This window comes from Pseudomonas sp. VD-NE ins (assembly GCF_031882575.1).
In the GTDB taxonomy this organism is placed as follows: Bacteria; Pseudomonadota; Gammaproteobacteria; order Pseudomonadales; family Pseudomonadaceae; genus Aquipseudomonas; species Aquipseudomonas fluorescens_BZ.
This window is the reverse complement of sequence record NZ_CP134772.1, coordinates 200,941-220,222: the sequence shown is the minus strand read 5'-3', so window position 1 is coordinate 220,222 and position 19,282 is coordinate 200,941. Positions and strand designations below refer to the sequence as shown.

The 19,282-nt window shown below is 58.4% G+C and carries 16 protein-coding genes; 5 read left to right on the top strand and 11 right to left on the bottom strand.

Going from position 1 to position 19,282, the window contains the following annotated elements; genetic code table 11:
• Window positions 1–743: 743 nt before the first annotated feature.
• The 9 genes from RMV17_RS00910 to RMV17_RS00870 form a co-directional block, all read right to left on the bottom strand.
• Complete coding sequence (locus RMV17_RS00910) at window positions 744–1,541, bottom strand: MetQ/NlpA family ABC transporter substrate-binding protein (RefSeq protein ID WP_007918708.1); 798 nt, start codon at window positions 1,539–1,541, stop codon at window positions 744–746.
• Window positions 1,542–1,707: 166 nt separating this feature from the next.
• Window positions 1,708–2,640, bottom strand: coding sequence for a sigma 54-interacting transcriptional regulator (locus tag RMV17_RS00905; protein ID WP_034151847.1), 933 nt, complete (start codon window positions 2,638–2,640; stop codon window positions 1,708–1,710).
• Between the two features lie 55 nt (window positions 2,641–2,695).
• Window positions 2,696–3,277, bottom strand: a complete 582-nt coding sequence (locus tag RMV17_RS00900; protein ID WP_034151846.1) for an alpha/beta hydrolase — start codon at window positions 3,275–3,277, stop codon at window positions 2,696–2,698.
• A 368-nt stretch (window positions 3,278–3,645) separates the two neighbouring features.
• Window positions 3,646–4,047: an ExbD/TolR family protein gene (locus RMV17_RS00895; protein WP_003220570.1), complete on the bottom strand. Its 402-nt coding sequence runs from the start codon at window positions 4,045–4,047 to the stop codon at window positions 3,646–3,648.
• Between the two features lies 1 nt (window position 4,048).
• On the bottom strand, window positions 4,049–4,774 hold the full coding sequence (locus tag RMV17_RS00890) for a MotA/TolQ/ExbB proton channel family protein (protein WP_311884888.1): 726 nt from the start codon (window positions 4,772–4,774) through the stop codon (window positions 4,049–4,051).
• A gap of 45 nt (window positions 4,775–4,819) precedes the next feature.
• A complete protein-coding gene (locus RMV17_RS00885) occupies window positions 4,820–5,629 on the bottom strand; it encodes an energy transducer TonB (protein WP_093440478.1) in 810 nt (269 codons plus the stop codon).
• Window positions 5,630–6,006: 377 nt separating this feature from the next.
• Window positions 6,007–6,333: a hypothetical protein gene (locus RMV17_RS00880; RefSeq protein ID WP_034151843.1), complete on the bottom strand. Its 327-nt coding sequence runs from the start codon at window positions 6,331–6,333 to the stop codon at window positions 6,007–6,009.
• A gap of 189 nt (window positions 6,334–6,522) precedes the next feature.
• The gene (locus RMV17_RS00875; protein WP_311884883.1) at window positions 6,523–7,866 is read right to left on the bottom strand and encodes an aryl-sulfate sulfotransferase; all 1,344 of its coding nucleotides are present in this window, start codon (window positions 7,864–7,866) and stop codon (window positions 6,523–6,525) included.
• 23 nt (window positions 7,867–7,889) lie between these two features.
• Window positions 7,890–10,250, bottom strand: coding sequence for a TonB-dependent receptor (locus tag RMV17_RS00870; protein WP_311884882.1), 2,361 nt, complete (start codon window positions 10,248–10,250; stop codon window positions 7,890–7,892).
• Between the two features lie 165 nt (window positions 10,251–10,415).
• Here RMV17_RS00870 and RMV17_RS00865 point away from each other — a divergent pair, with 165 nt between their 5' ends.
• Together RMV17_RS00865 and RMV17_RS00860 are read left to right on the top strand one after the other, a co-directional pair.
• Window positions 10,416–11,360: a LysR family transcriptional regulator gene (locus RMV17_RS00865; protein ID WP_311884880.1), complete on the top strand. Its 945-nt coding sequence runs from the start codon at window positions 10,416–10,418 to the stop codon at window positions 11,358–11,360.
• Between the two features lie 215 nt (window positions 11,361–11,575).
• Window positions 11,576–13,192: an alkaline phosphatase family protein gene (locus RMV17_RS00860; RefSeq protein ID WP_311884878.1), complete on the top strand. Its 1,617-nt coding sequence runs from the start codon at window positions 11,576–11,578 to the stop codon at window positions 13,190–13,192.
• Window positions 13,193–13,403: 211 nt separating this feature from the next.
• Here the strand turns inward: RMV17_RS00860 and RMV17_RS00855 are convergent, their stop codons facing one another.
• A complete protein-coding gene (locus RMV17_RS00855; protein WP_311884876.1) occupies window positions 13,404–14,312 on the bottom strand; it encodes a TauD/TfdA family dioxygenase in 909 nt (302 codons plus the stop codon).
• A 181-nt stretch (window positions 14,313–14,493) separates the two neighbouring features.
• Between RMV17_RS00855 and RMV17_RS00850 the strand changes: the two genes are divergently transcribed.
• Entirely contained in the window at window positions 14,494–15,414 is a 921-nt protein-coding gene (locus RMV17_RS00850; RefSeq protein WP_034151837.1) for a LysR family transcriptional regulator, read from the top strand.
• A gap of 42 nt (window positions 15,415–15,456) precedes the next feature.
• Here the strand turns inward: RMV17_RS00850 and RMV17_RS00845 are convergent, their stop codons facing one another.
• Window positions 15,457–16,470: an ABC transporter substrate-binding protein gene (locus RMV17_RS00845; protein WP_034151836.1), complete on the bottom strand. Its 1,014-nt coding sequence runs from the start codon at window positions 16,468–16,470 to the stop codon at window positions 15,457–15,459.
• A gap of 390 nt (window positions 16,471–16,860) precedes the next feature.
• Here RMV17_RS00845 and RMV17_RS00840 point away from each other — a divergent pair, with 390 nt between their 5' ends.
• Together RMV17_RS00840 and RMV17_RS00835 are read left to right on the top strand one after the other, a co-directional pair.
• Window positions 16,861–18,459 carry an ABC transporter permease gene (locus RMV17_RS00840; RefSeq protein WP_034151835.1) on the top strand — a complete coding sequence of 533 codons (1,599 nt, stop codon included), beginning with the start codon at window positions 16,861–16,863 and terminating at the stop codon, window positions 18,457–18,459.
• Window positions 18,456–19,271: an ABC transporter ATP-binding protein gene (locus RMV17_RS00835; protein ID WP_016985205.1), complete on the top strand. Its 816-nt coding sequence runs from the start codon at window positions 18,456–18,458 to the stop codon at window positions 19,269–19,271. The genes RMV17_RS00840 and RMV17_RS00835 overlap by 4 nt, the downstream gene beginning before the upstream one ends.
• The last annotated feature ends 11 nt before the right edge of the window (window positions 19,272–19,282 follow it).

The window sequence follows — 19,282 nt, the reverse complement described above, 5'->3', positions numbered from 1 at the left end:
GTGCCGACTTTATAGGTATAAAAACAAGAATTTAAATACCGTTAAAGCATATTGATATCACCCAAAAAACTATTCTGTGGGTTTGCCGGGAAGGAATAAGAAGGCTATTTTTCTTTGCGCTGTAGGACGGATCTTTTTTTCACGAAAGCCCTCCAAGGATGAACAGCTTTTGGCCAGACTCCCCCGGCCAAGCCCATAACAAGGAAGAGAACATGGACGTAAAAGTGCCGCAGCGACTGGATCCGCAGGAAATCGTGAAATTGTTGATGGCGTTGAGACGGGCATTGAAGGCCCAGGTGGCCTGAGCTCAAGATCAAAAGCACCCTCACCCCAGCCCTCTCCCAGGGGGAGAGGGAGCCGACCGAGGTGTCTGGCGTATTACGTCGACCTGAATCATCGAGTCGATTATGGATTCAGCAGAGATCTTTCACGTCGGCGTACCTCTACAGCATCCCCCCAATCAGTCCCCTCTCCCAAGTCCTCTCCCGGTGGGAGAGGAGACTGACCGAGGTGTCGGGCGTATTACATCGACCTGAAAGACCTTATCGATTATGGATTCGATAAAGCCGTGTCAAGTCGGCGACTTCTACAGCATCCCCCAATCAGTCCCCTCTCCCTCTGGGCGGTCCGACGTTTCGGGAGGGTTAGGGTGAGGGGCTTTTCAACGCACACACAAAAACGCCGATGCCCATCACTGGCCATCGGCGTTTTCACACCTTGAAGGGGTTCACTCAAGCATCAGATCAGAACGCCGGCAGCACTGCGCCGTTGTACTTCTTCTCGATGAACGCTTTGACTTCCGGGCTGGTCAGGGCTTTGGCCAGTTTCTGGATCGCGTCGCTGTTCTTGTTGTCCTCACGGGCCACCAGGAAGTTCACGTACGGCGAGTCAGCGCCTTCAATCACCAGCGCATCTTTCTGCGGGTTCAGCTTGGCTTCCAGCGCGTAGTTGGTGTTGATCATGTCCAGATCAACTTCTTTCAGAACGCGTGGCAGCAGGGCCGATTCCAGTTCCTTGAACTTGAAGTTGTGCGGGTTCTTGGCGATGTCTTTCGGCGTTGCCAGAGCGTTTTTCGGGTCTTTCAGCTCGATCAGGCCAGCCTTCTGCAGCAGGATCAGTGCACGGCCGCTGTTGCTGCCTTCGTTCGGGATCGCGATGGTTGCGCCGTCCGGCAGTTCAGCCAGGGTTTTGTATTTGCTCGAGTAACCACCGAACGGTTCAACGTGCACGCCTTGCACAGTCACCAGGTATTTGGACTTGTCGTCCTTGTATTTGCCCTGGTTGAAGCTGTTCAGGTACGGCAGGGTCTGGAAGTAGTTGGCGTCCAGACGCTTCTCGCCAACCTGTACGTTCGGCTGCACGTAGTCGGTGAACACTTTGATTTCCAGATCCACGCCTTCTTTGGCCAGGGTCGGTTTGATCAGCTCAAGGATTTCAGCGTGCGGTACCGGCGTCGCGGCAACCACCAGTTTTTCGCCAGCATTGGCCAGGGAAGCAGTCAGAGCAGCCGCCAATGCGGTAAACAACAGAACCTTTTTCATGCAGTGTCCTTATCGAAAATCACGGTCGTCATCGACGACGGCATTAATACGTGTGCCAGTGAAGTGATATCGCTGGCGTGGGTCGGACAATACCGGGATTTTTTATTCCCGGACAATAACGTTTATTCAGCTTCATATTCCATTTTGTTCATGTTGAACGAAACGGTTACACCGCCTCACTCAAACGAATCAGCAGATCTTTCAATGCCTTACGCTCGGCGACGCTGCCGCCGATGTTGATTTGTGTCACTAGCCGTTCGATCTGAAGCTGCGGGCCAGACACCTCGGGCAGATTCAGGTGCTCCGGCAGAATCTCGTCGCCGGTGCTCACCAGCAAGGCAAAGTGAATGACGTTTTCCAGCTCGCGGGTGTTGCCCGGCCAGCTGTGTTGTTCGAGCACGTGTTGCGCTGCTTCGCTGATCAGCGGCACGGGCAGGTCGAGGCGTTGGCTATAGATACCGAGGAAATACTCGGCCAGCGAAAGAATGTCGCCGATGCGCGCGCGCAAGGCGGGCAATTCCAGTTGCCCTTCGCTCAGATAGTGATAGAGCCGCTCATGAAATTTGCCGGCGTCCACCGCTTGCGCCAGATCGATGCTGGTCGCCGCCACCAGGCGCACATCCACCGGGCTCGGCTGCGGCGCACCGACGCGAGTAACTTCGTGGTTCTCCAGCGCCGCCAGCAATTTGATCTGGATTGGCAGCGGCAAGTCGCCGATTTCATCCAGATACAAGGTGCCGCCGTTGGCCGAACCGAACCAGCCTGCGCGGCTGCTGGCCGAACCGCTGTAAGTGCCGGCGGCATAGCCGAACAGTTCGGCATCGGCGTAAGTGGGGCTGATGGCGCCGCAATTGACCGAGACGAATAGGCCGCTGCGATCACTGGCGCGATGGATGTGCCGGGCGAGCAGTTCTTTACCTGTCCCCGTCTCACCGCGAATCAATACTGAAATCGCCCGCGGGGCTAATAGCTCCAACTCCTCGCGCAACTGACGCGATCGTGGATCGACGAACACCAGCGCTTTGGCGCGAATGCTCAGGGGACTTTTTTCAGCGTCGGGAAAGGTCAGCAACGGCTGACCGAAGGTTTCGAAACTCATGGCAGACTCCCGCCCAAAACCGCCGGGAGACGGGGGCGTTGAAAGAAATAGAAAATCAGGCGCGACGTCGGGCGTGGTGTTCCATGCGGTTTTGCAGGCGATAGAGATAAGCAAAACCCTGCTCCCAACGCTGATGCCCGGACTTGACGTTGATGTGTCCGGCACCGGCGAGAATCCCCGCCTCGGCACCCCAGTTGCGCGCCAGCTCCAGCGCTCGCGGTGCACTGACAGCGGCATCGTTATCGGAGCTGACAACCTGGCTGGGGAACGGCAGCAGATTGGTCGGAATCGGCGCAAAATTGCGCAATGCCGGCGCGCAGGCCGGGCGCTCGACATCGGCCGGCGCAACCAGCAGGGCGCCGCGTACCTGACGCAGGTATTGCAACGGCGCCGTGGCCGCCCAGTGGGCAACCGTGACGCAGCCAAGGCTGTGGGCGATAAGGATCACCGGCGTACTGTCGGCAGCAATCGCCTCGGCCAGTGCCGCAACCCAGTCTTCACGACGCGGCGTCAGCCAATCGGCCTGTTCGACCCTTGCACTGTTCGGCAGGCTGTTCTGCCAATGGCTTTGCCAATGATCTTCTGGCGATCCTTGCCAGCCCGGCACAATCAGGTAGCGGATTGATTCGTTGCGCATGGGGAGCTCTCCTGCGTCGTGTCTGTTCCTGAACGAGTATAGGGAGGGGATTTATATTCGTTAAGGAATAAGAAGCTATTTATTAATACCTGAATTGAATATGAGATGTGTGCATGGCTGGAAATCCTTTCCCCCTCACCCCAGCCCTCTCCCCCAGGGGGGGCGAGTGGGAAAGGGAGCCGATCTTCATGCCGTTCAAATCTTGAGTTCATCTGGTTATCTCAGGTCGGCGTAACTCTCGCGAGCAAAGCGGTCAGTCCCCTCTCCCTCCGGGAGAGGGCTAGGGTGAGGGTTTCGCTTTTAATGCCAGAAATAAAAAAAGGGCCGCACCCTGCCAAGGAGACGGCCCCGGAAAAACGTAAATCCTGTTACCGCGCAGTAATCACCGACAACTTGGTAATCCCCGCCCGTTCAATCGAAGCCATCGCCCGTGCCACTTCGCCGTAGTTCACCCCATCATCCGCCTGCAATTGCACACGCACTTCCGGGTCTTTGGCCTTGGCCGACTTGAGGTTGAATTCCAGCAAGTCCGGCTGAATCTCATCCTTATTGATAAACAGCTTGCCGGCACCGTCGATGCTCACCACCAGAGGATCCTTCTGCTCGACCGGCGCCACCGCTTCGGTCTTCGGCAGGTTGATCGGGATCGCGTTGGTCAGCAGCGGCGCGGTGACGATAAACACCACCAGCAGCACCAGCATCACGTCCACCAGCGGCGTTACGTTGATCTCGCTGAGTACCTCATCACTGTCTTGCGTGGAGAAGGCCATATCAGGACGCCTCCTTCACTTTTGCCGCGTTGCCCGGCGTTGCGACCTTGTGCGCCGTCGGGTGGATCAACACACGGAACGAGCTCTTCTGCGCCAGGCTGTAGAAGTCGTGGGCGAAGTCATCCAGATCCGCCGCCGTCAGCTTCAACCGGCGCAAAAAGTAGTTGTAAACCAGCACCGCAGGCACCGCGACGGCGATCCCCACGCCCGTTGCGACCAATGCCGCACCGATCGGGCCGGCCACCGTTTCCAGGCTCGCCGAACCGGCCGCGCTGATTCCCTTCAACGCTTCCATGATTCCCCACACCGTGCCGAACAAGCCAATGAACGGCGAGGTGCTACCAATACTTGCGACGACCGCCAGACCGGTTTCCAGCGAACGGCGTTCGCGGACGATCTGCTGACGCAGTGCGCGCTCCAGTCGATCCTGATGGTTGATCGCCTGGCTCAAATCATTGGCCTGCGGCGCCTCGCCTACTTGAATCGCCGCGTAACCGGCCTGTGCTACTCGTGCTGCTGCGCCGGGTTGGGTCTCGCTCAATTCAGCGGCGGAGTCGAGACTCGACGCTGCCCAGAAACGTTTATGAAAGCGCCGATCCTGCGCCTTCAGACGCCCGAACTGCCAAGCCTTGAGCAAAGCCAGGCCCCAAGTGGCGACGGAAAAAACCACCAGCAGCCAGATCACCGCGCTTTCGATGGATTCCAGTGGAGATGCCAGTAACGTCATGATGTATTCCCTCGTGTAAACGTTTCGCGCGAATTTGGTTTCGGTTTAATGAATCTTGAAATCAATGGGCACGCTGACCCAGCCGTCCTGGGCGACATCACCCTGCTTGGCCGGAACGAAACTCCAACGCTTCACGGCATTCAGCGCCGCGTCGTCGAGCTGTTGCCGGCCACTGCTTTTTGCTATCTGGATCTCACCCGGTTTGCCGCTGGCCAACACGTGCACGCGCAGCAACACCGTGCCTTCCCAACCGCGACGCTGAGCCAGTGACGGGTACTCCGGCGCCGGGTTTTTCAGGTATGCGGCATTCGCTGAGGCCGGGGTTACCGGTGCTGGCGCGGGAGGCGCAGGTGGCGCTGGCGCCGCAACCGGGGCTGCCGGTTGTGGCGGCGCCGGTGGTTGCTCGACGGCTTTCGGCGCTGGTTTGGGGGCCTGTTTAACCACCGGTTTGGGTTTCGGAACGGGTTTTGGCGGCGGTGGTTTTACCGCCAGTTCGTCTTCTACCGGCGGCGGTGGCTCAACCACAGGCGCAGGTGGTGGCGGCTCGACAACCGGTGGTGCTGGTGGTGCCGGGCGCGAGAATTCGATAGTCATCGGCGGAATTTCCGGCGGCACGATCGGCAGCACCGGCGTCGGCTTCTGGCTGATCCAGTAGATCACCGCGCCATGCACCACCAATGCGAGCACGCCGAGCAGAAGGGTTTCGCGCCGACTCAAAATTCCTTTGGGCGCACGCTGCAAACGCAGCTGTCCCAACGGCACACGATGCGGCCGGCCGAGATCGACCAACTCGCCACCCGGCGTCTGACGCCACAGCAATTCCTCTGCGCTGGCGGCGGTCTGGACATTGCCCATTGATTCACTCCCTGCGGTCTTTTTGCGTTCTCTACAAAAACTGCCGATCGACCGTTTGTTGAATCCCCCACGGTGGATCGATGGGTGAATCATTGGGCTTGACGCTTATCTCCGAAAGTAATCTTTGACGTTATGCATAGGCCTTTATGGAATATGAAAAATGATCAATTCCGCCAAAGCCGCGTGCTACGCGGGCTGCAGCGATGCATGAAAAAATGCATGCTTTTCAGGCATTAAAAGTATTCATGCAACGCATCAAATTCACCTGACCCGGTTTTGCAGGACGACTAATACCAAGTAGATAGTTGATTATTATTTTCCAAAAACAAAAAAAGGCCGGGCACTTTCGTGCGCCGGCCTTTTTGTTTAATCAGCTATTATTGCTTGACGAACTCCCCTGCCACGCCAACAACATCACCATCAAAGTTTGTGCGCGAACCAACCGCACGAACTTTTGAATAATTGTGATCCGGCGAGAACAATGTCCAGGACTGATAACCAGTGCCGTCATTCAGAGCCGTGAACGTGATGATCGTAGGCTGCCCGGTGCTGTTCTGGAAATGGTAGTGCCCGTAAGCAATGTCGTAATTCACGCCGTTCTGACTGAATTTACCGCTGAAGGTGCCGTTGGAATCGTTGCCATCGGTAATCGTCAGTTTGGCGCCAGCGTTAGCGTTTACATAGTTGCCATTAATGCTCGACATAACGAGATTTCCTTTATCGTTGGATAAGTGTCTTCCGATGAGAGCAAGTTTCCTCCTGGAAACTCACGACAGTCAGAATGGTTGCACATTCAATTATTGTCCACGCGAGCTACTAACTAAATTGCAATAAGCACTGTTCAACTCGCTCATAACTTATCGCCGTTCGTTCGAGCATTAATTCCAATTCAACTAACGACTGGCATTGGTTTGCTGCACACCGATAACTGGCGCATTAACGGCGGTCTCGGAGCGTGGCGTGTCCGTTGGTACCCAGTCATAACTCACAGGCAGCGCCCGATACACCCAGTTGCTGATCGCGTCGCTGCCCGGCGCTTTGCCGAGATAGGGGCTGACGTACTCCCAGACGTTTTCACCGTTGGCCGTCACCTGGAAAAAACGTCCGTTCATGCCTTCGTCGATCAACGTGTTGCCATTGGGCAAACGCCGCGCGCTGCTGATGAACGAGCTGTAGAACGCCCACCCCGGCTGCTTCGAATTCGCCGCGCTGTACTGCCAGACGATCTCGTTTTTCAGCGGATCGATTTCCAATACGCGCGAACCGGAAATCAGCCCGAGGGTGACGTTCGGATAACCCGCCGACCCCTGGTTATCGAATACCAGCAAATTGCCCGCGCCAGGCAATCCGGCCGGAATGATGTGGGCATCATGCTGACCGACAAACTGATCCACCGGACGCGGCAGTTTCTGCGCGGTTTTCGGGTTGATCAGCGGCAAATTCGGCCCAAGACGCCAAACCACTTTGCCGCTGTTTTTATCGATGATCGCGATGAAGTTGGCGTTGCGTGAATCAATCAACAGGTTGTCCGGATTGAAGCGCTTGTCACCGGCATCGAACCACTTGTTCGGCCCGACCAGACTGAGGTTATTGATGTGCAGGTAATCCGGATTTTCACTGGCACGCACCAGCTTCAACTGCTCGGCGGTGAAGCCGAATTCATTGAGATGCTCCGAGGCCAGCCACTGCCATTTCACCGCGCCGTCGGGACTGACTTCATAGATTGCATCGTCGATCACCTCAGGGACTTTGAAGCCTTTGACCTTGTGCACCTTGTTCGCCAGCACCACGGTGTTGCCGTTGCTCAAACGGCGTTGATCATGATGCTGTTGCGCCGCGCCACCGGGGGCCTTGTCGCCCCACTGCCAGACGACTTTGCCATTCCAGTCCAACTCGCCGACGCTCTGATTGCCCAGCCCGTTGCCGGCCGAACCGAGTTTGCCGGGATCCTTTTCGCTCAGTTGCAGCAGCACATGCCCGCGTTCACCGCCCACCAGTTTTGGGTCGATGATCGCTGACGGGAAACCTGCCTGTGGCCAGGTTTTCACCTCGTTGCCGTTCATGTCGATCAAGTGCGTCTGTTTGTCGGCTCCGCTGAAAATCACGTACTGGTTGAACGCCTTGTTCGGGTCGTAACGAGTGACGCCCGTCGGGTAAACACTCGGTGCGGCGAAGGCGCCGGCACTGAGCACTGCGCCGGACAGCAACACCGGCAAAGCCGTTTTGATAGGCAACATGATGCAGCTCCTTGAATGACGAATCAGAAGTCGTAGCGACCGGTGACGCCGAGGGTGCGCGGTGTGCCGAGCAGGCCTTCATAGCCGCCGTTGCCGCCCGTCCACAGGGTCGTGTAATAGGTTTTGTCGAAGGCGTTTTTCAGCCACAGCGACACGTCCCACTGGCCTTGGTTGAAGTCGCCGCGCAGGCCGGTGGAAAAGTTGACCACGGCGTAACTCGGGATCTGGCCGTAGTCGGAATCCTCGACTGTGCCGACGGCTTTGGAGCGGAATGCATAGCTCGCGGTGACGTAGGGTTCGAAGCCGTTATCCAGATTCCATTTGTATTCGCCGTTGGCGTTGCCGATCCACTTCGAAGCGCCGACCACTTGATGACCGCTGAGGTCGCATGAGGCTGGAGCACCCGGTGCCTGGCTGACTTCCGGCGGGCACGGGGCATCCTTGTACGAGAGGTAGCTGACGTCGTTGTAGGAGCCGTTGATGTTCAGGGTCAGGCCGCGCAGCGGGATCACCGTGCTTTCGAACTCGACGCCGCGCGAACGCACGGAGCCGGCGTTGGTCAGGTATTGCACGCGGTTTTCCGCGTCGTAGGCGTTGGTCTGGTAAGCGTTGACCTGCGTCCAGAAGACGTTGGCGTTGAGTTGCAGACGGTGGTCCCACAGCGTGCTCTTGAAGCCAAGTTCGGCGTTGTTCGCACGTTCGGTGCCGATCAGTAGCGAATCGGCGCCGGCCACCGGCGCGGAACCGACGGCGAGGTTAACCCCGCCGGATTTCTCGCCGTGGGACAACGTGGCATAACCCAATACATCATCTGTGATGCGATAGCTGAGGTTGAGCAACCCGGACGGGCTGGAGCTGTACTGGTTCAAGTCGCCGGAATCATAAGCGCTGGCACGCCCGCGTCGCGCCGTGGCTGCAGCGCCCGTTACGGCAGCGCCACCAATCGGCGCATCGCGCGTGACCCAAGCGGATTTCTCTTCATAAGTGCCACGCACCCCGGCAGTGAAATCCAGCTGTTCGGTTAGGTGCCAGGTGCCTTGAGCGAACAGCGCAAAGCTGTCGGTCTTGATATGGCCGTTGCCAATGCTGGTGACGTTGGCCAGCGCACCGCGCGCGGTGCCGTTCCAGATGTCGGCTTGCGGGCCGTAATAGGCGAAGGATTTATTGTCCAGATCCGAACCGAAGTAGTAAGCGCCGACGACGTAATCGAAGAACTCGCCCTTGGGCGAGGCCAGGCGAAATTCCTGCGAGTACTGTTTGTCCTCCACCGACACCCCGGCGTTGTAACTCGCCGGCACGTTAAGGCCGTCGTCGTTGCGCGGGGTGAAATTCCAGAAGCGGTAGGAGCTGATCGAGGTCAGCGTGAAGTCACTCGGCAGCGTCCAGTTGGCTTCCACCGAGGTGCCGCCCTGATGCACGGTGACATGCTGGTCGTTGTCCAGATTGACCTTGCGGTGCGAGCCGTTGACCAGCGTCGCGCCGGCCGCATTGGCGCGCGACTGGTAGAGATTGACGCCGTTGATGGTCGGCCCGGTGTTGTACAACACGCGAGTGCCGGCGCTGGAATCCTCTTCGTTGTAGTCGCCGATCCAGCGCAAGTTGAAATCTTCGTTGGGCTTGAACAGCAGTTGCGCGCGGAAGCCATCGCGCGAGCCGCCATTCAAATCATGGCCGTCGTATTCGTTTTTGATGTCGCCGTCGCTACGGGTGCGATAAGCCGAAAAGCGCCCGGCCAGTTGATCATTGAGCGGCCCGGAAATGGTGCCCTTGGTCTGGAAGTAACCGTCCTCGCCGACCGAGGTTTCGATGCTGCGCTCAGGGGTGAAGGTCGGCGCGCGGGTGCTGATGTTGATCACCCCGGCGGTGGTGTTTTTGCCGAACAGCGTGCCCTGCGGCCCACGCAAGACTTCGAGCTGTTCGATGTCCATCAAGTCAAACACCGCCATCCCCGGACGGCCCAGGTAGACGTTGTCGATGTACAGGCCGACGCTGCCTTCCAGGCCATCGCTGGCCGGGTTATTACCGAGGCCACGGATCGACACGCTGGACTGCCGCGCATGCATGTAGGCGACGTTGACGCTGGGCACCAGTTGCTGCAAATCCTGAATCCGGTAGACCCGTTGCGTCTCCAGATTCTGCCCGCTGACCACGCTCATTGGCGTCGGTACATCTTGCGAACTTTCTTCGCGGCGGCGGGTGGTGACGGTCACGGTTTCCAGTTGCGAACTGTTGGCGGCAGGCTTGCCGGCCGGCACCGGCGCCGGGGTTTCGGAGTCGGCGGCGTAACCGTGAGTCCAGCTCGCGCTCCCTGCCAGCAACAGGGCCAGAGGCAGGCGTTTGAGCCGTCGTGGCGTTAGGGGTGACGCTAGGTTCAACGGACTCATGGCGCGGCTCCTGGTCAAAAAACACACAGACATCTTCAGCGCTGCATATTCTTTTAAGTTATTTATTTATGGATTTACAAATATTTACTGCATAAGAGATTGCCTTTATAAGGAGTCGACCTAATGCATATCCAATGCATTTCCCGGATATTTTTTATGTGAAAAATGCATATCGACTTGCGCCAACTTCGTCACTTCATTGCCTTGGCTGAACAACGCAGCTTCGTCGCCGGCGCGCAGGCGGTGAACCTGTCGCAGTCGGCGTTCAGCCGCAGCATTCAGGCGCTTGAGCACAGCGTCGGCTGTCAGTTGGTTGATCGCGGGCGCAAGGAATTACCGCCGACCAAACAGGGCCAGGTCCTGCTGGAGCACGCGCGGCGACTGGTCAGTGGCGCGCAGCAGATGGCCAACGAGATCAGCCAGTTCAATGGCTTGGAGGCGGGGGAATTGCGCTTCGGATGTGGACCGGCGCCGGCGGCAGGTTTGATTCCTCGGGCGATTGGCAGCTTTATCGGGCGCTACCCGAAAGCGCGGGTGCAGTTTCAGGTCGATGACTGGCAGAGTCTGAGCAAGCGGTTACTCAGCGAAGAGTTTGAATTTTTTGTCGCGGACACTCGGCATTTCGAGGCGGATCCGGATTACCTGACCTACCGGCTGCGGCCGCGCAAGTGGCATTTCTGTTGCCGTGCAGGGCATCCGCTGGCGGGTTTCGATAAGGTCAGCGCAGAGCAATTGATGAGCTATCCGCTGGCGGTGAGTATTCGTCCACCGAACCTGCGCAAGGTCATCGTCGACCTCAGTGGGCGGCCGGATTTCACGCCTAATGTGGAGTGTGAAAACAGTTCCAGCCTACTGAGCGTGGTGCTGCGCTCGGATGCGATCGGGATTGTCGGGGCGTATTCGGATGCGCTGCATCAAGCCAAGGGCGAGCTGGTGTGTTTGCGCATTGAAGGGTTGGCGGATGATCTTGAGGAGCTGTACACCCGCTATGGGATTGTCAGCCGCGCGGGGTATCGGTTGTCGCCGTTGGCCGAGGCGATGATTGAGCAGATCAAAGCGATTGATGCGGTGGATGAAGAAGTCTGTTCAATGGAGAATTTTGCTGTCTGATTTACCGCTATCGCTGGCAAGCCAGCTCCCACAGGATTCGTGCCGAGCACAATTCATGTGGACACCCCCAATACCTGTGGGAGCTGGCTTGCCAGCGATGGCGTCAGTGCAGGCAACGATGCATTTCCTGCATCAAACCCATTCCCCAAATGCACTTGCCGAACACCCCCACGCCTAGCGAAATACCTCGCCTGTCCCATTGACCGGTGAACCCCATGCCCACCCCGCCAAACCCCGTGCGCAACGTGTTGTACATCATGTGCGATCAACTGCGCCGCGATTACCTGTCTTGCTACGGCCATCCGCATCTGCACACGCCAAATATCGATCGACTCGCTGCGGCCGGCGTGCGTTTCAGCCGCGCTTACACCCAAGGCACGATCTGCGGGCCGTCGCGAATGTCGGCTTATACCGGGCGTTATGTGAGTAGCCATCAAGTCGCGTGGAACGCCGTGCCGTTGCCGCTGGAAGAACTGACCATCGGCGACTATCTGCGCCCCCACGGCATTCGTACTGCGCTGGTCGGCAAGACCCACGCGACGGCGAATGTCGATGCCTTGCAACGCCTGGCGATCAATCCCGAAAGCGAGCAAGCCGAAATCCTCAACGAAGTCGGTTTCGAACCTTACATGCGCCACGACGGCATCTACCCCGACGACCCGCTGTTCGACGACAAACGCGAATCCGCGCCCTACACCCATTACCTGCGTGAACATGGCTTCGACGGCAAAAACCCTTGGCACGACTGGGCCAATGCCGCCGAAGGCGAAAACGGCGAAATCCTCAGTGGCTGGCAAATGCGTCATGCGAATTTGCCAGCACGAATTCCCGAGCAGCACTCAGAGACTGTCTACACTACAAATCGAGCCATCGACTTCATCACCGAGCAAGGCGAGAAATCGTGGTGTTTACACCTTTCCTATATCAAACCGCACTGGCCTTACATCGTACCAGCGCCGTACCACGCCTTGTACAGTACGAAATCGATTCTCGATGCGGTCCGCGCGACGCCCTCCGAAGCCAGCAAACACCCCGTATACACTGCCTTTCGCCAGCATGAGGAAAGTCTCAACTTTTCCCGCGATTCAGTACGATTGACTGTAATCCCTACGTACATGGGTCTGATCAAGCAGGTGGATGATCAACTCGGACGGCTGTTCGATTTTCTGCAGAGCAATGGTCGATGGGATGACACGCTGATCGTGTTCACCAGCGATCACGGCGACTTTTTGGGCGATCACTGGCTCGGTGAGAAGGAGTTTTTGCTGGAGCAGGCGGTGGGGGTACCGTTGATCGTGCGCGACCCTCGGGTGGCGGCAGATGTCACCCGGGGAACGGTGGATGATCGACTGGCGGAAACCATTGATGCGCTGCCGACATTCCTTGAGGCACTGGGATTGCCGGGGGCAGAGCATCGGCTTGAAGGACGTTCGTTGATCCCGCTTCTGCACGGTGAACATCCGGACTGGCGTCGCTATGCAATCAGCGAATACGACTATGCCTTCCAGGCGCCGGCGCGGGAGCGTCTGGGCCAGCCGATTGATCGTTGCCGCATGACCATGGTGCGTAGCGAGCGCTGGAAATACCTGGCGTACGACGGTTTTCGACCGCAGTTGTTTGATCTGCTGAATGATCCGCAGGAGCTGCGTGATCTGGGGGATGACCCGGCGTTCGCGGCGGTGCGCGAGGAGCATGCGGGGTATTTGTTTGAATGGGTGCGGGGGTTGAAGCGGCGCACGACCATAAGTCATCAGGAGATTGATTTGCGTGGGCAGCGGTTTCGCTACGGAGAGCCGGAGACCGAGAAGGTTGTGCAGATTGGTGTTTGGTAGCGGGAAGAGCCCCTCACCCTAACCCTCTCCCAGAGGGAGAGGGGACTGAATGGGGGATATTTCAGAGGTACACCGACCTGATCCTGCTTCACCGAATCCATAATCGATAAATATCTTTCAGGTCGATGCATAACGCGAGACAACTCGGTCGGCTCCCTCTCCCTCCGGGAGAGGGCTGGGCGGGCGGCGTTCCGATGAGGGCTGTTGATCTTCAATCGCGACCTTTGATGGTATGGCTACGCTGCCCAGAAGCCCCAACCGGCACCTCACCTTTCAGCGTCACCCGACGCACCACCCGATCCTGAGTGCCGTAATCATCAATCGCATAATGCTGCGTCGAGCGGTTATCCCAGATCGCCACGTCACCGGCCTTCCAGCGCCAGCGCACGGTGTTTTCCTGACGAATCACATGGCTCTGCAATAGCCCGAACAGATGCGCCGAATCCGCCTGCGAATAACCCTTGATGCGTTTGACGAAATGCCCCAGCAGCAAGCTCTTCTCGCCGCTGATCGGGTGTACCCGCACCACCGGGTGCTCGGTCTCGTAAACCGTGGAGGTGAAGACCTTGCGATAGCGCTCGAGCTTCTCCGCCGAGACGTCCGGCTTGGCGCTGGCGTAGTCGTATTCGTTGCTGTGCACGGCGACCAGTTTGTCGGCCAGTTCACGCAGCTCGGTCGGCAAGCCGTTGTACGCCGTCGCGGTGTTCGCCCACAGCGTGTCGCCGCCGAAGGCCGGGGCGACCACCGAGCGCAGGATCGAGGCTTTCGGGTAGGCGTCGACGAAGGTCACGTCGGTGTGCCAGGAGTTGGCGCGCTGGCCCTCGGCACCGTCCAGCTCCAGTAAATAACGCGTGCCTTCGCGAGACGGCACGGTCGGGTGCGCCACCGGCTCGCCAAGCAAATGCGCGAAGGCTTCCTGACGCTGATCGTCGAGTTGGGTCTGTTCGCGGAAGAACACGACTTTGTACTGAACCAGTGCCTGTTGAATGGCTTCGATTGTGTCGGCGTCCAGCTCACCGGACAAATGCACACCACGGATCTCGGCACCGATACGACCGGCCACCGGATGAATTTCCAGCGCGTGGACAGCGGGTTTTACTGCGAGTGCGGCATTGCTCATGGGTAGCCCCTCATCAACTGCTTACGGTTGGACGGCAGCGAAACAACGCTCTATCTATATTCTATTTGCATCTAATAGATATTCACATGCTTCGTTGACGGAATAAGAGCTTGCATTTAAAACCTCTAGCAACCCTCGTCGCAAATGCCTTCGAGCTATTTTTAGGATGCCGGAAAAGCATATGGATCTTCGCCAGTTGCGTTACTTCATCGCCCTCAACGAACACCGCAGTTTTGTCCGCGCGGCGGATGCGATGGGCATCACTCAACCGGCGTTCAGCCGCAGTATTCAGGGGCTCGAGCAGGAGTTCGGCTGCGTGCTGGTGGATCGCGGCAACAAAGATTTGCGCCCCACGCCTGAGGGCCAGGTGGTGCTGCAACACGCCTTGAGCCTGGTCCAAGGTGCCGCGCTGCTCAGTGCCGAGGTGACGCAGATGACCAAGCTCGATGCCGGTGAAGTGCACTTCGGTTGCGGCCCGGCGCCGGCGGTGAAACTGGTACCGGACGCCGTGGCGCAATTCATCAACGCGCACCCGAAAGTACGCACCTGTTTTCAGGTGGATAACTGGGAAAAACTCAGCCGCGCGTTGAGCCGTGAAGAGATCGAATTCTTCATCGCCGACATCCGCCATTTCGAGTCCGATCCAAACTTCCAGACCCAGGCACTCACGCCTAAACGCGGAGTATTTTTCTGCCGGCCGGGGCATCCGTTGCTGGCCAAGGAAAGCCTGTCGACCAACGACATGTTCGACTACCCGCTGGCGACCACGCTGATCCCGCCGGGCATTCGTAAATTGCTGGCGAACCTGAGTGGACGCATCGATTTTTCTCCGACCATCGAGACCGAGCACTTTCCGGCACTGGTCAAAGTGGTGCTGCAATCGAATGCGATTGGCGTCGGTACGGAAGAGGCGTTTGTCGAGGACATTGCCAAGGGTTCGCTGGTGTTGCTGCACTGGCGCAATCTGCCGCAGAACCTGGAGAGCATGAATGCGCGTTGCGGGATCGTCAGTCGCACCGGGTTTCGCCTGTCGCCGGCGGCACGGGCGCTGATCGAGACGTTGGTGGCGGTGGATCGGCAGGAAATCAGCGTCGCTGTTTAAGGGGATCGTTCCCACGCTCTGCGTGGGAACGATCGGTGTACGTTAGAGCTTGGCCGCTGCCAACTCAGGCGCCACCCAATCATTCACCTTGAACGGCTTGCGAATCAGCTTCTGCTGCGCCGCCAGATCAACTTTGTCCTGCAAGCTGCCAAGGAACACCGGATCCAGCGTCGACGGGAACACTTCGCTCAATTTCTGATCCTTCAGATCCTCGGTGAGAATCACCGGCGGATAACTCGCCAGCCCCGAGACCAATTGCACGTAGGCAGCCTTGTTGCTGTCCTGGGTCAGCCACTCGACCGCCTGCTGCTGCGCCTTGAGCAATTTCGCCACCGCCTCCGGGTGCGCGTCGACAAACTTGCCGGTGCCGACCAGAACCGATTGGACGCTGCCCGCGCCACCGAGATCCTTGGTGTTCAGCGGTAACTCGGCCAGGCCCTTGGTCTGTAGCGCCGCCAATCCGGAACTGCCCCACGACGCATCGATCTGCTTCGCTGCCAGCGCAGCGGTCGCGCCAGTGAAGTCCAGATTGATGACCTTCAGATCCTTCTCGCTCAAGCCCTGACTGGCCAGCGCCGCGTCAAACGAGAGCTGTGTCGCGGTACCGCGGAAGATCGCCACGCGTTTCCCTTTCAGATCCTGCAAGGTCTTGATCCCTGACCCCGGCACCACGCCCAGATACTGCTTCACGCCACGCGCACTGGCGCTGAGCAACCGCGTATCCAGCCCATTGGACTTACCGATGATTGCCGCCAGATCGCCCAGGTACGCCAGATCAACCTGGCCGTTGGCAAACGCCTCATTGATCACCGGCCCGGCGCCTTTGAAAAAACTCCACTGAATCTTGATGCCCTGATCGGCGAAGGCTTTTTCAAAAATCTGCTGATCGCGCAACACGTCGACCACACCGCCGCCGCTGTGCTGGGTGCCGGCGCTCAGGTCGGGCACGGCGATTCTGATTTCCTTGAGTTCGTCGGCATGCGCGGTAAACGCCAGCAGGCCCGCCAGAGCAGGAACGGCAAACAGACTGAAAACACGTTTGAAGGGGAGGTTCATGGGTGCAGCTCCTTGATCGCGACGGGCGTTGAGGAGCCGAAAGTAGGCCGAATGACTATCTGCACTTAAATACTATAAATGCACATTTTTATAGCTTTTAACGCTAAGCAAGCAATAACGGGGCTTGCAGCGGCGTATGCATTAACAGCATCGAAAATATTCTTCGAATGCATTGGATGCGTGTGGGCTGTAAGCCTTAAATGGCGCTGCTTATCTCTAAAAATAACTTATCAAAGATTATTTATAACCATTAGCTCTTAATTAATACCGCTACAGATCGCAGCCTTCGGCAGCTCCTACAGGGTCAATTCAAGGACGCATTCCCCCCGTAGGAGCTGCCGAAGGCTGCGATCTTTTGATCTTGAGCCAACCCGACAACGGAGGTCACCCATGGCCCGCCAATCCTTGCTCAGTCTCCCCCTACCCGCGCCGCCGCTGAAAAGCCGCCGTACCTGGCCCAGCCTGAACCAACGTCTGTTGCCATGGCTGTTGCCCCTCAGCCTGTTCGCCCTGTGGTGGCTGGCCGCACGCAATGAGTGGATGAGCGAACAGATCCTGCCCGCGCCGTCGCTGGTGTGGAACAGTGCTGTCGAGTTGTCGCAGGGCGAGTTGTGGAGCCATTTGTGGATCAGTCTGCAACGTTTGTTCTGGGGCCTGCTCGCGGGGGTTTCTGCGGGGGCATTGCTCGGTGCAGCGCTGGGATTCAGTCGTCGTCTTGAACGCTTGATCTTCCCCACCTTCGCCGGACTTTCGCAAATACCGACGCTGGCGTGGATCCCGCTGTTCATGGTGTTTTTCGGCATCGGCGAATTGCTGAAACTGGTGGTGCTGATCAAAGCGATCGTGGTGCCGGTGACCTTGCACACACTGGTCGGCGTAAGAGATGCACAACCAAAACTGCGCGAAGCCGCCGCTGTTTTACGTTTGCCGCCACACCTGCTGATCCGTCGCCTGGTGTTGCCCGCCGCCCTTCCCGCGTTCATGGCTGGCGTACGTCTGGCATTGGCCGCCGGGTGGACCTCATTGCTAGCAGTCGAACTGCTGGCCTCCAGTGAAGGCATCGGTTACCTGATGGTCTGGGCGCGGCAATTGTTCATGCTCGACATTGTTTTCGTGTGCATCGTGGTCATCGGTGTGATCGGTGTGGCGATGGATCGCGGCATCGGCCTGCTGGACAAGAAACTCGTGCACTGGCCGCATCCGGCCACCGCCGAAATTCGTCGCGGCCCGCGTTATGCAGGCTGGCAGCGTCTGCAGCCATGGCTGTTGCCGCTGAGCTTGCTGGCGCTGTGGCAACTGGCGAACGAACTGCAGTGGGTCGATAGCAACATTCTGGTCAGCCCGCTGGCCGTATTGAGCACGGCATGGGATGGCCTGCTCGACGGTACGTTGATCAGCGGTATGGCCCTCAGTCTCGGCCGCACCCTCGGCGGTTTGCTGTTGGGCGGCGGAATCGGTTTCGCCCTCGGCTTGCTGCTGGGCTTGTCGCGCACCAGCGAACGCCTGCTCGGCCCGACCCTCGCCGCCCTCCGTCAGATCGCCATCTTCGCCTGGGTGCCGCTGCTCACCGCGTGGTTCGGTCTCGGCGAACTGGCCAAGTGGGTATTCGTCGCCCTCGCCGCCTTCTTCCCGCTGTTTATCGCCACGCAACGCAGCGTCGCCAATCTCTCACCGCAACTCAACGAAGCCGCACAAGTCCTGCGCCTGAGCCTTGCTCAACGCCTGCGTCGACTGGTGCTGCCGGGCGCCGCGCCGGGGATTTTCGCAGGCCTCAGACTGAGCCTGATCTACGCCTGGCTCGGCACCATTGGCGCCGAATATTTCATGCCGTCCAATGGCGGTATCGGCAGCCAGATGATCGGCGCACAACAACTGCTGCGCATGGACCTGATCATGGCCGGCATGCTTTTCGTCGGTCTCACCGGCGCCCTGCTCAACCTCATTGGCCAACGCCTGGAAATTCGCGCGACCCGCTGGAGACACGCATGAACGCACCGATTGTCAGCTTCAATCACGTAGGCAAATCCTTCGACGTCGACGGTTTCGAACTGGAGGCGATTCGCGAATTCAACCTCGATATCGCCGAAGGCGAATTCGTCGCCATTGTCGGCTCCAGCGGCTGTGGCAAATCGACGTTGCTGCGCTTGTTGGTGGGCCTTGATACGCAGTTTCGCGGGCAAATTACCGTGGATGGCAAAGCCGTCAGCGGCATCGGCGGCGAACGTGGCATTGTCTTTCAGGAACACCGTTTGTTCCCTTGGCTGACCGTCGCCGACAACATCGGTCTGGGTCTGGTCAACGAGCCGCTGAGCGCGGCGCAGAAGCAACAGCGGATCAACGACTTCATCGAGCTGGTCGGCCTGCGCGACTTCACCCGCGCCTATCCGCACCAGCTCTCCGGCGGCATGGCGCAACGTGTAGCGATCGCTCGCGGCCTGGTTGCCAGCCCAAGAATTCTGCTGCTCGACGAACCATTCGGCGCGCTCGATGCGCTGACCCGCCAGCAGATGCAGGACGAGTTGTTGGCGATCCGCGACCGCGCAAAAATCACCACGATCCTCGTCACCCATGACGTCGAAGAAGCGATCTTCCTCGCCGACCGCGTGGTGGTAATGGAGCCGCGCCCGGGACGGATCAAGCAAGTGGTCGACATCGCCCTGCCCCATCCGCGCCAGCGCAGTAGTTTTGACTTCCATCAGTTGCGTGAAGAGCTGCTGCACGAGCTGACCAGTGACGACCATTACCAACCGAGCGTACCGGTACAGATCCGCGATCTGCCGCTGACGTTCATTGCCTGTTGAACAGGAGTTTT

Coding starts and splice junctions, on each gene's coding strand:
- RMV17_RS00910 (WP_007918708.1), bottom strand. CDS start 1,541: ATGAAAAAGGTTCTGTTGTTTACCGCATTGGCGGCTGCTCTGACTGCT.
- RMV17_RS00905 (WP_034151847.1), bottom strand. CDS start 2,640: ATGAGTTTCGAAACCTTCGGTCAGCCGTTGCTGACCTTTCCCGACGCT.
- RMV17_RS00900 (WP_034151846.1), bottom strand. CDS start 3,277: ATGCGCAACGAATCAATCCGCTACCTGATTGTGCCGGGCTGGCAAGGA.
- RMV17_RS00895 (WP_003220570.1), bottom strand. CDS start 4,047: ATGGCCTTCTCCACGCAAGACAGTGATGAGGTACTCAGCGAGATCAAC.
- RMV17_RS00890 (WP_311884888.1), bottom strand. CDS start 4,774: ATGACGTTACTGGCATCTCCACTGGAATCCATCGAAAGCGCGGTGATC.
- RMV17_RS00885 (WP_093440478.1), bottom strand. CDS start 5,629: ATGGGCAATGTCCAGACCGCCGCCAGCGCAGAGGAATTGCTGTGGCGT.
- RMV17_RS00880 (WP_034151843.1), bottom strand. CDS start 6,333: ATGTCGAGCATTAATGGCAACTATGTAAACGCTAACGCTGGCGCCAAA.
- RMV17_RS00875 (WP_311884883.1), bottom strand. CDS start 7,866: ATGTTGCCTATCAAAACGGCTTTGCCGGTGTTGCTGTCCGGCGCAGTG.
- RMV17_RS00870 (WP_311884882.1), bottom strand. CDS start 10,250: ATGAGTCCGTTGAACCTAGCGTCACCCCTAACGCCACGACGGCTCAAA.
- RMV17_RS00865 (WP_311884880.1), top strand. CDS start 10,416: ATGCATATCGACTTGCGCCAACTTCGTCACTTCATTGCCTTGGCTGAA.
- RMV17_RS00860 (WP_311884878.1), top strand. CDS start 11,576: ATGCCCACCCCGCCAAACCCCGTGCGCAACGTGTTGTACATCATGTGC.
- RMV17_RS00855 (WP_311884876.1), bottom strand. CDS start 14,312: ATGAGCAATGCCGCACTCGCAGTAAAACCCGCTGTCCACGCGCTGGAA.
- RMV17_RS00850 (WP_034151837.1), top strand. CDS start 14,494: ATGGATCTTCGCCAGTTGCGTTACTTCATCGCCCTCAACGAACACCGC.
- RMV17_RS00845 (WP_034151836.1), bottom strand. CDS start 16,470: ATGAACCTCCCCTTCAAACGTGTTTTCAGTCTGTTTGCCGTTCCTGCT.
- RMV17_RS00840 (WP_034151835.1), top strand. CDS start 16,861: ATGGCCCGCCAATCCTTGCTCAGTCTCCCCCTACCCGCGCCGCCGCTG.
- RMV17_RS00835 (WP_016985205.1), top strand. CDS start 18,456: ATGAACGCACCGATTGTCAGCTTCAATCACGTAGGCAAATCCTTCGAC.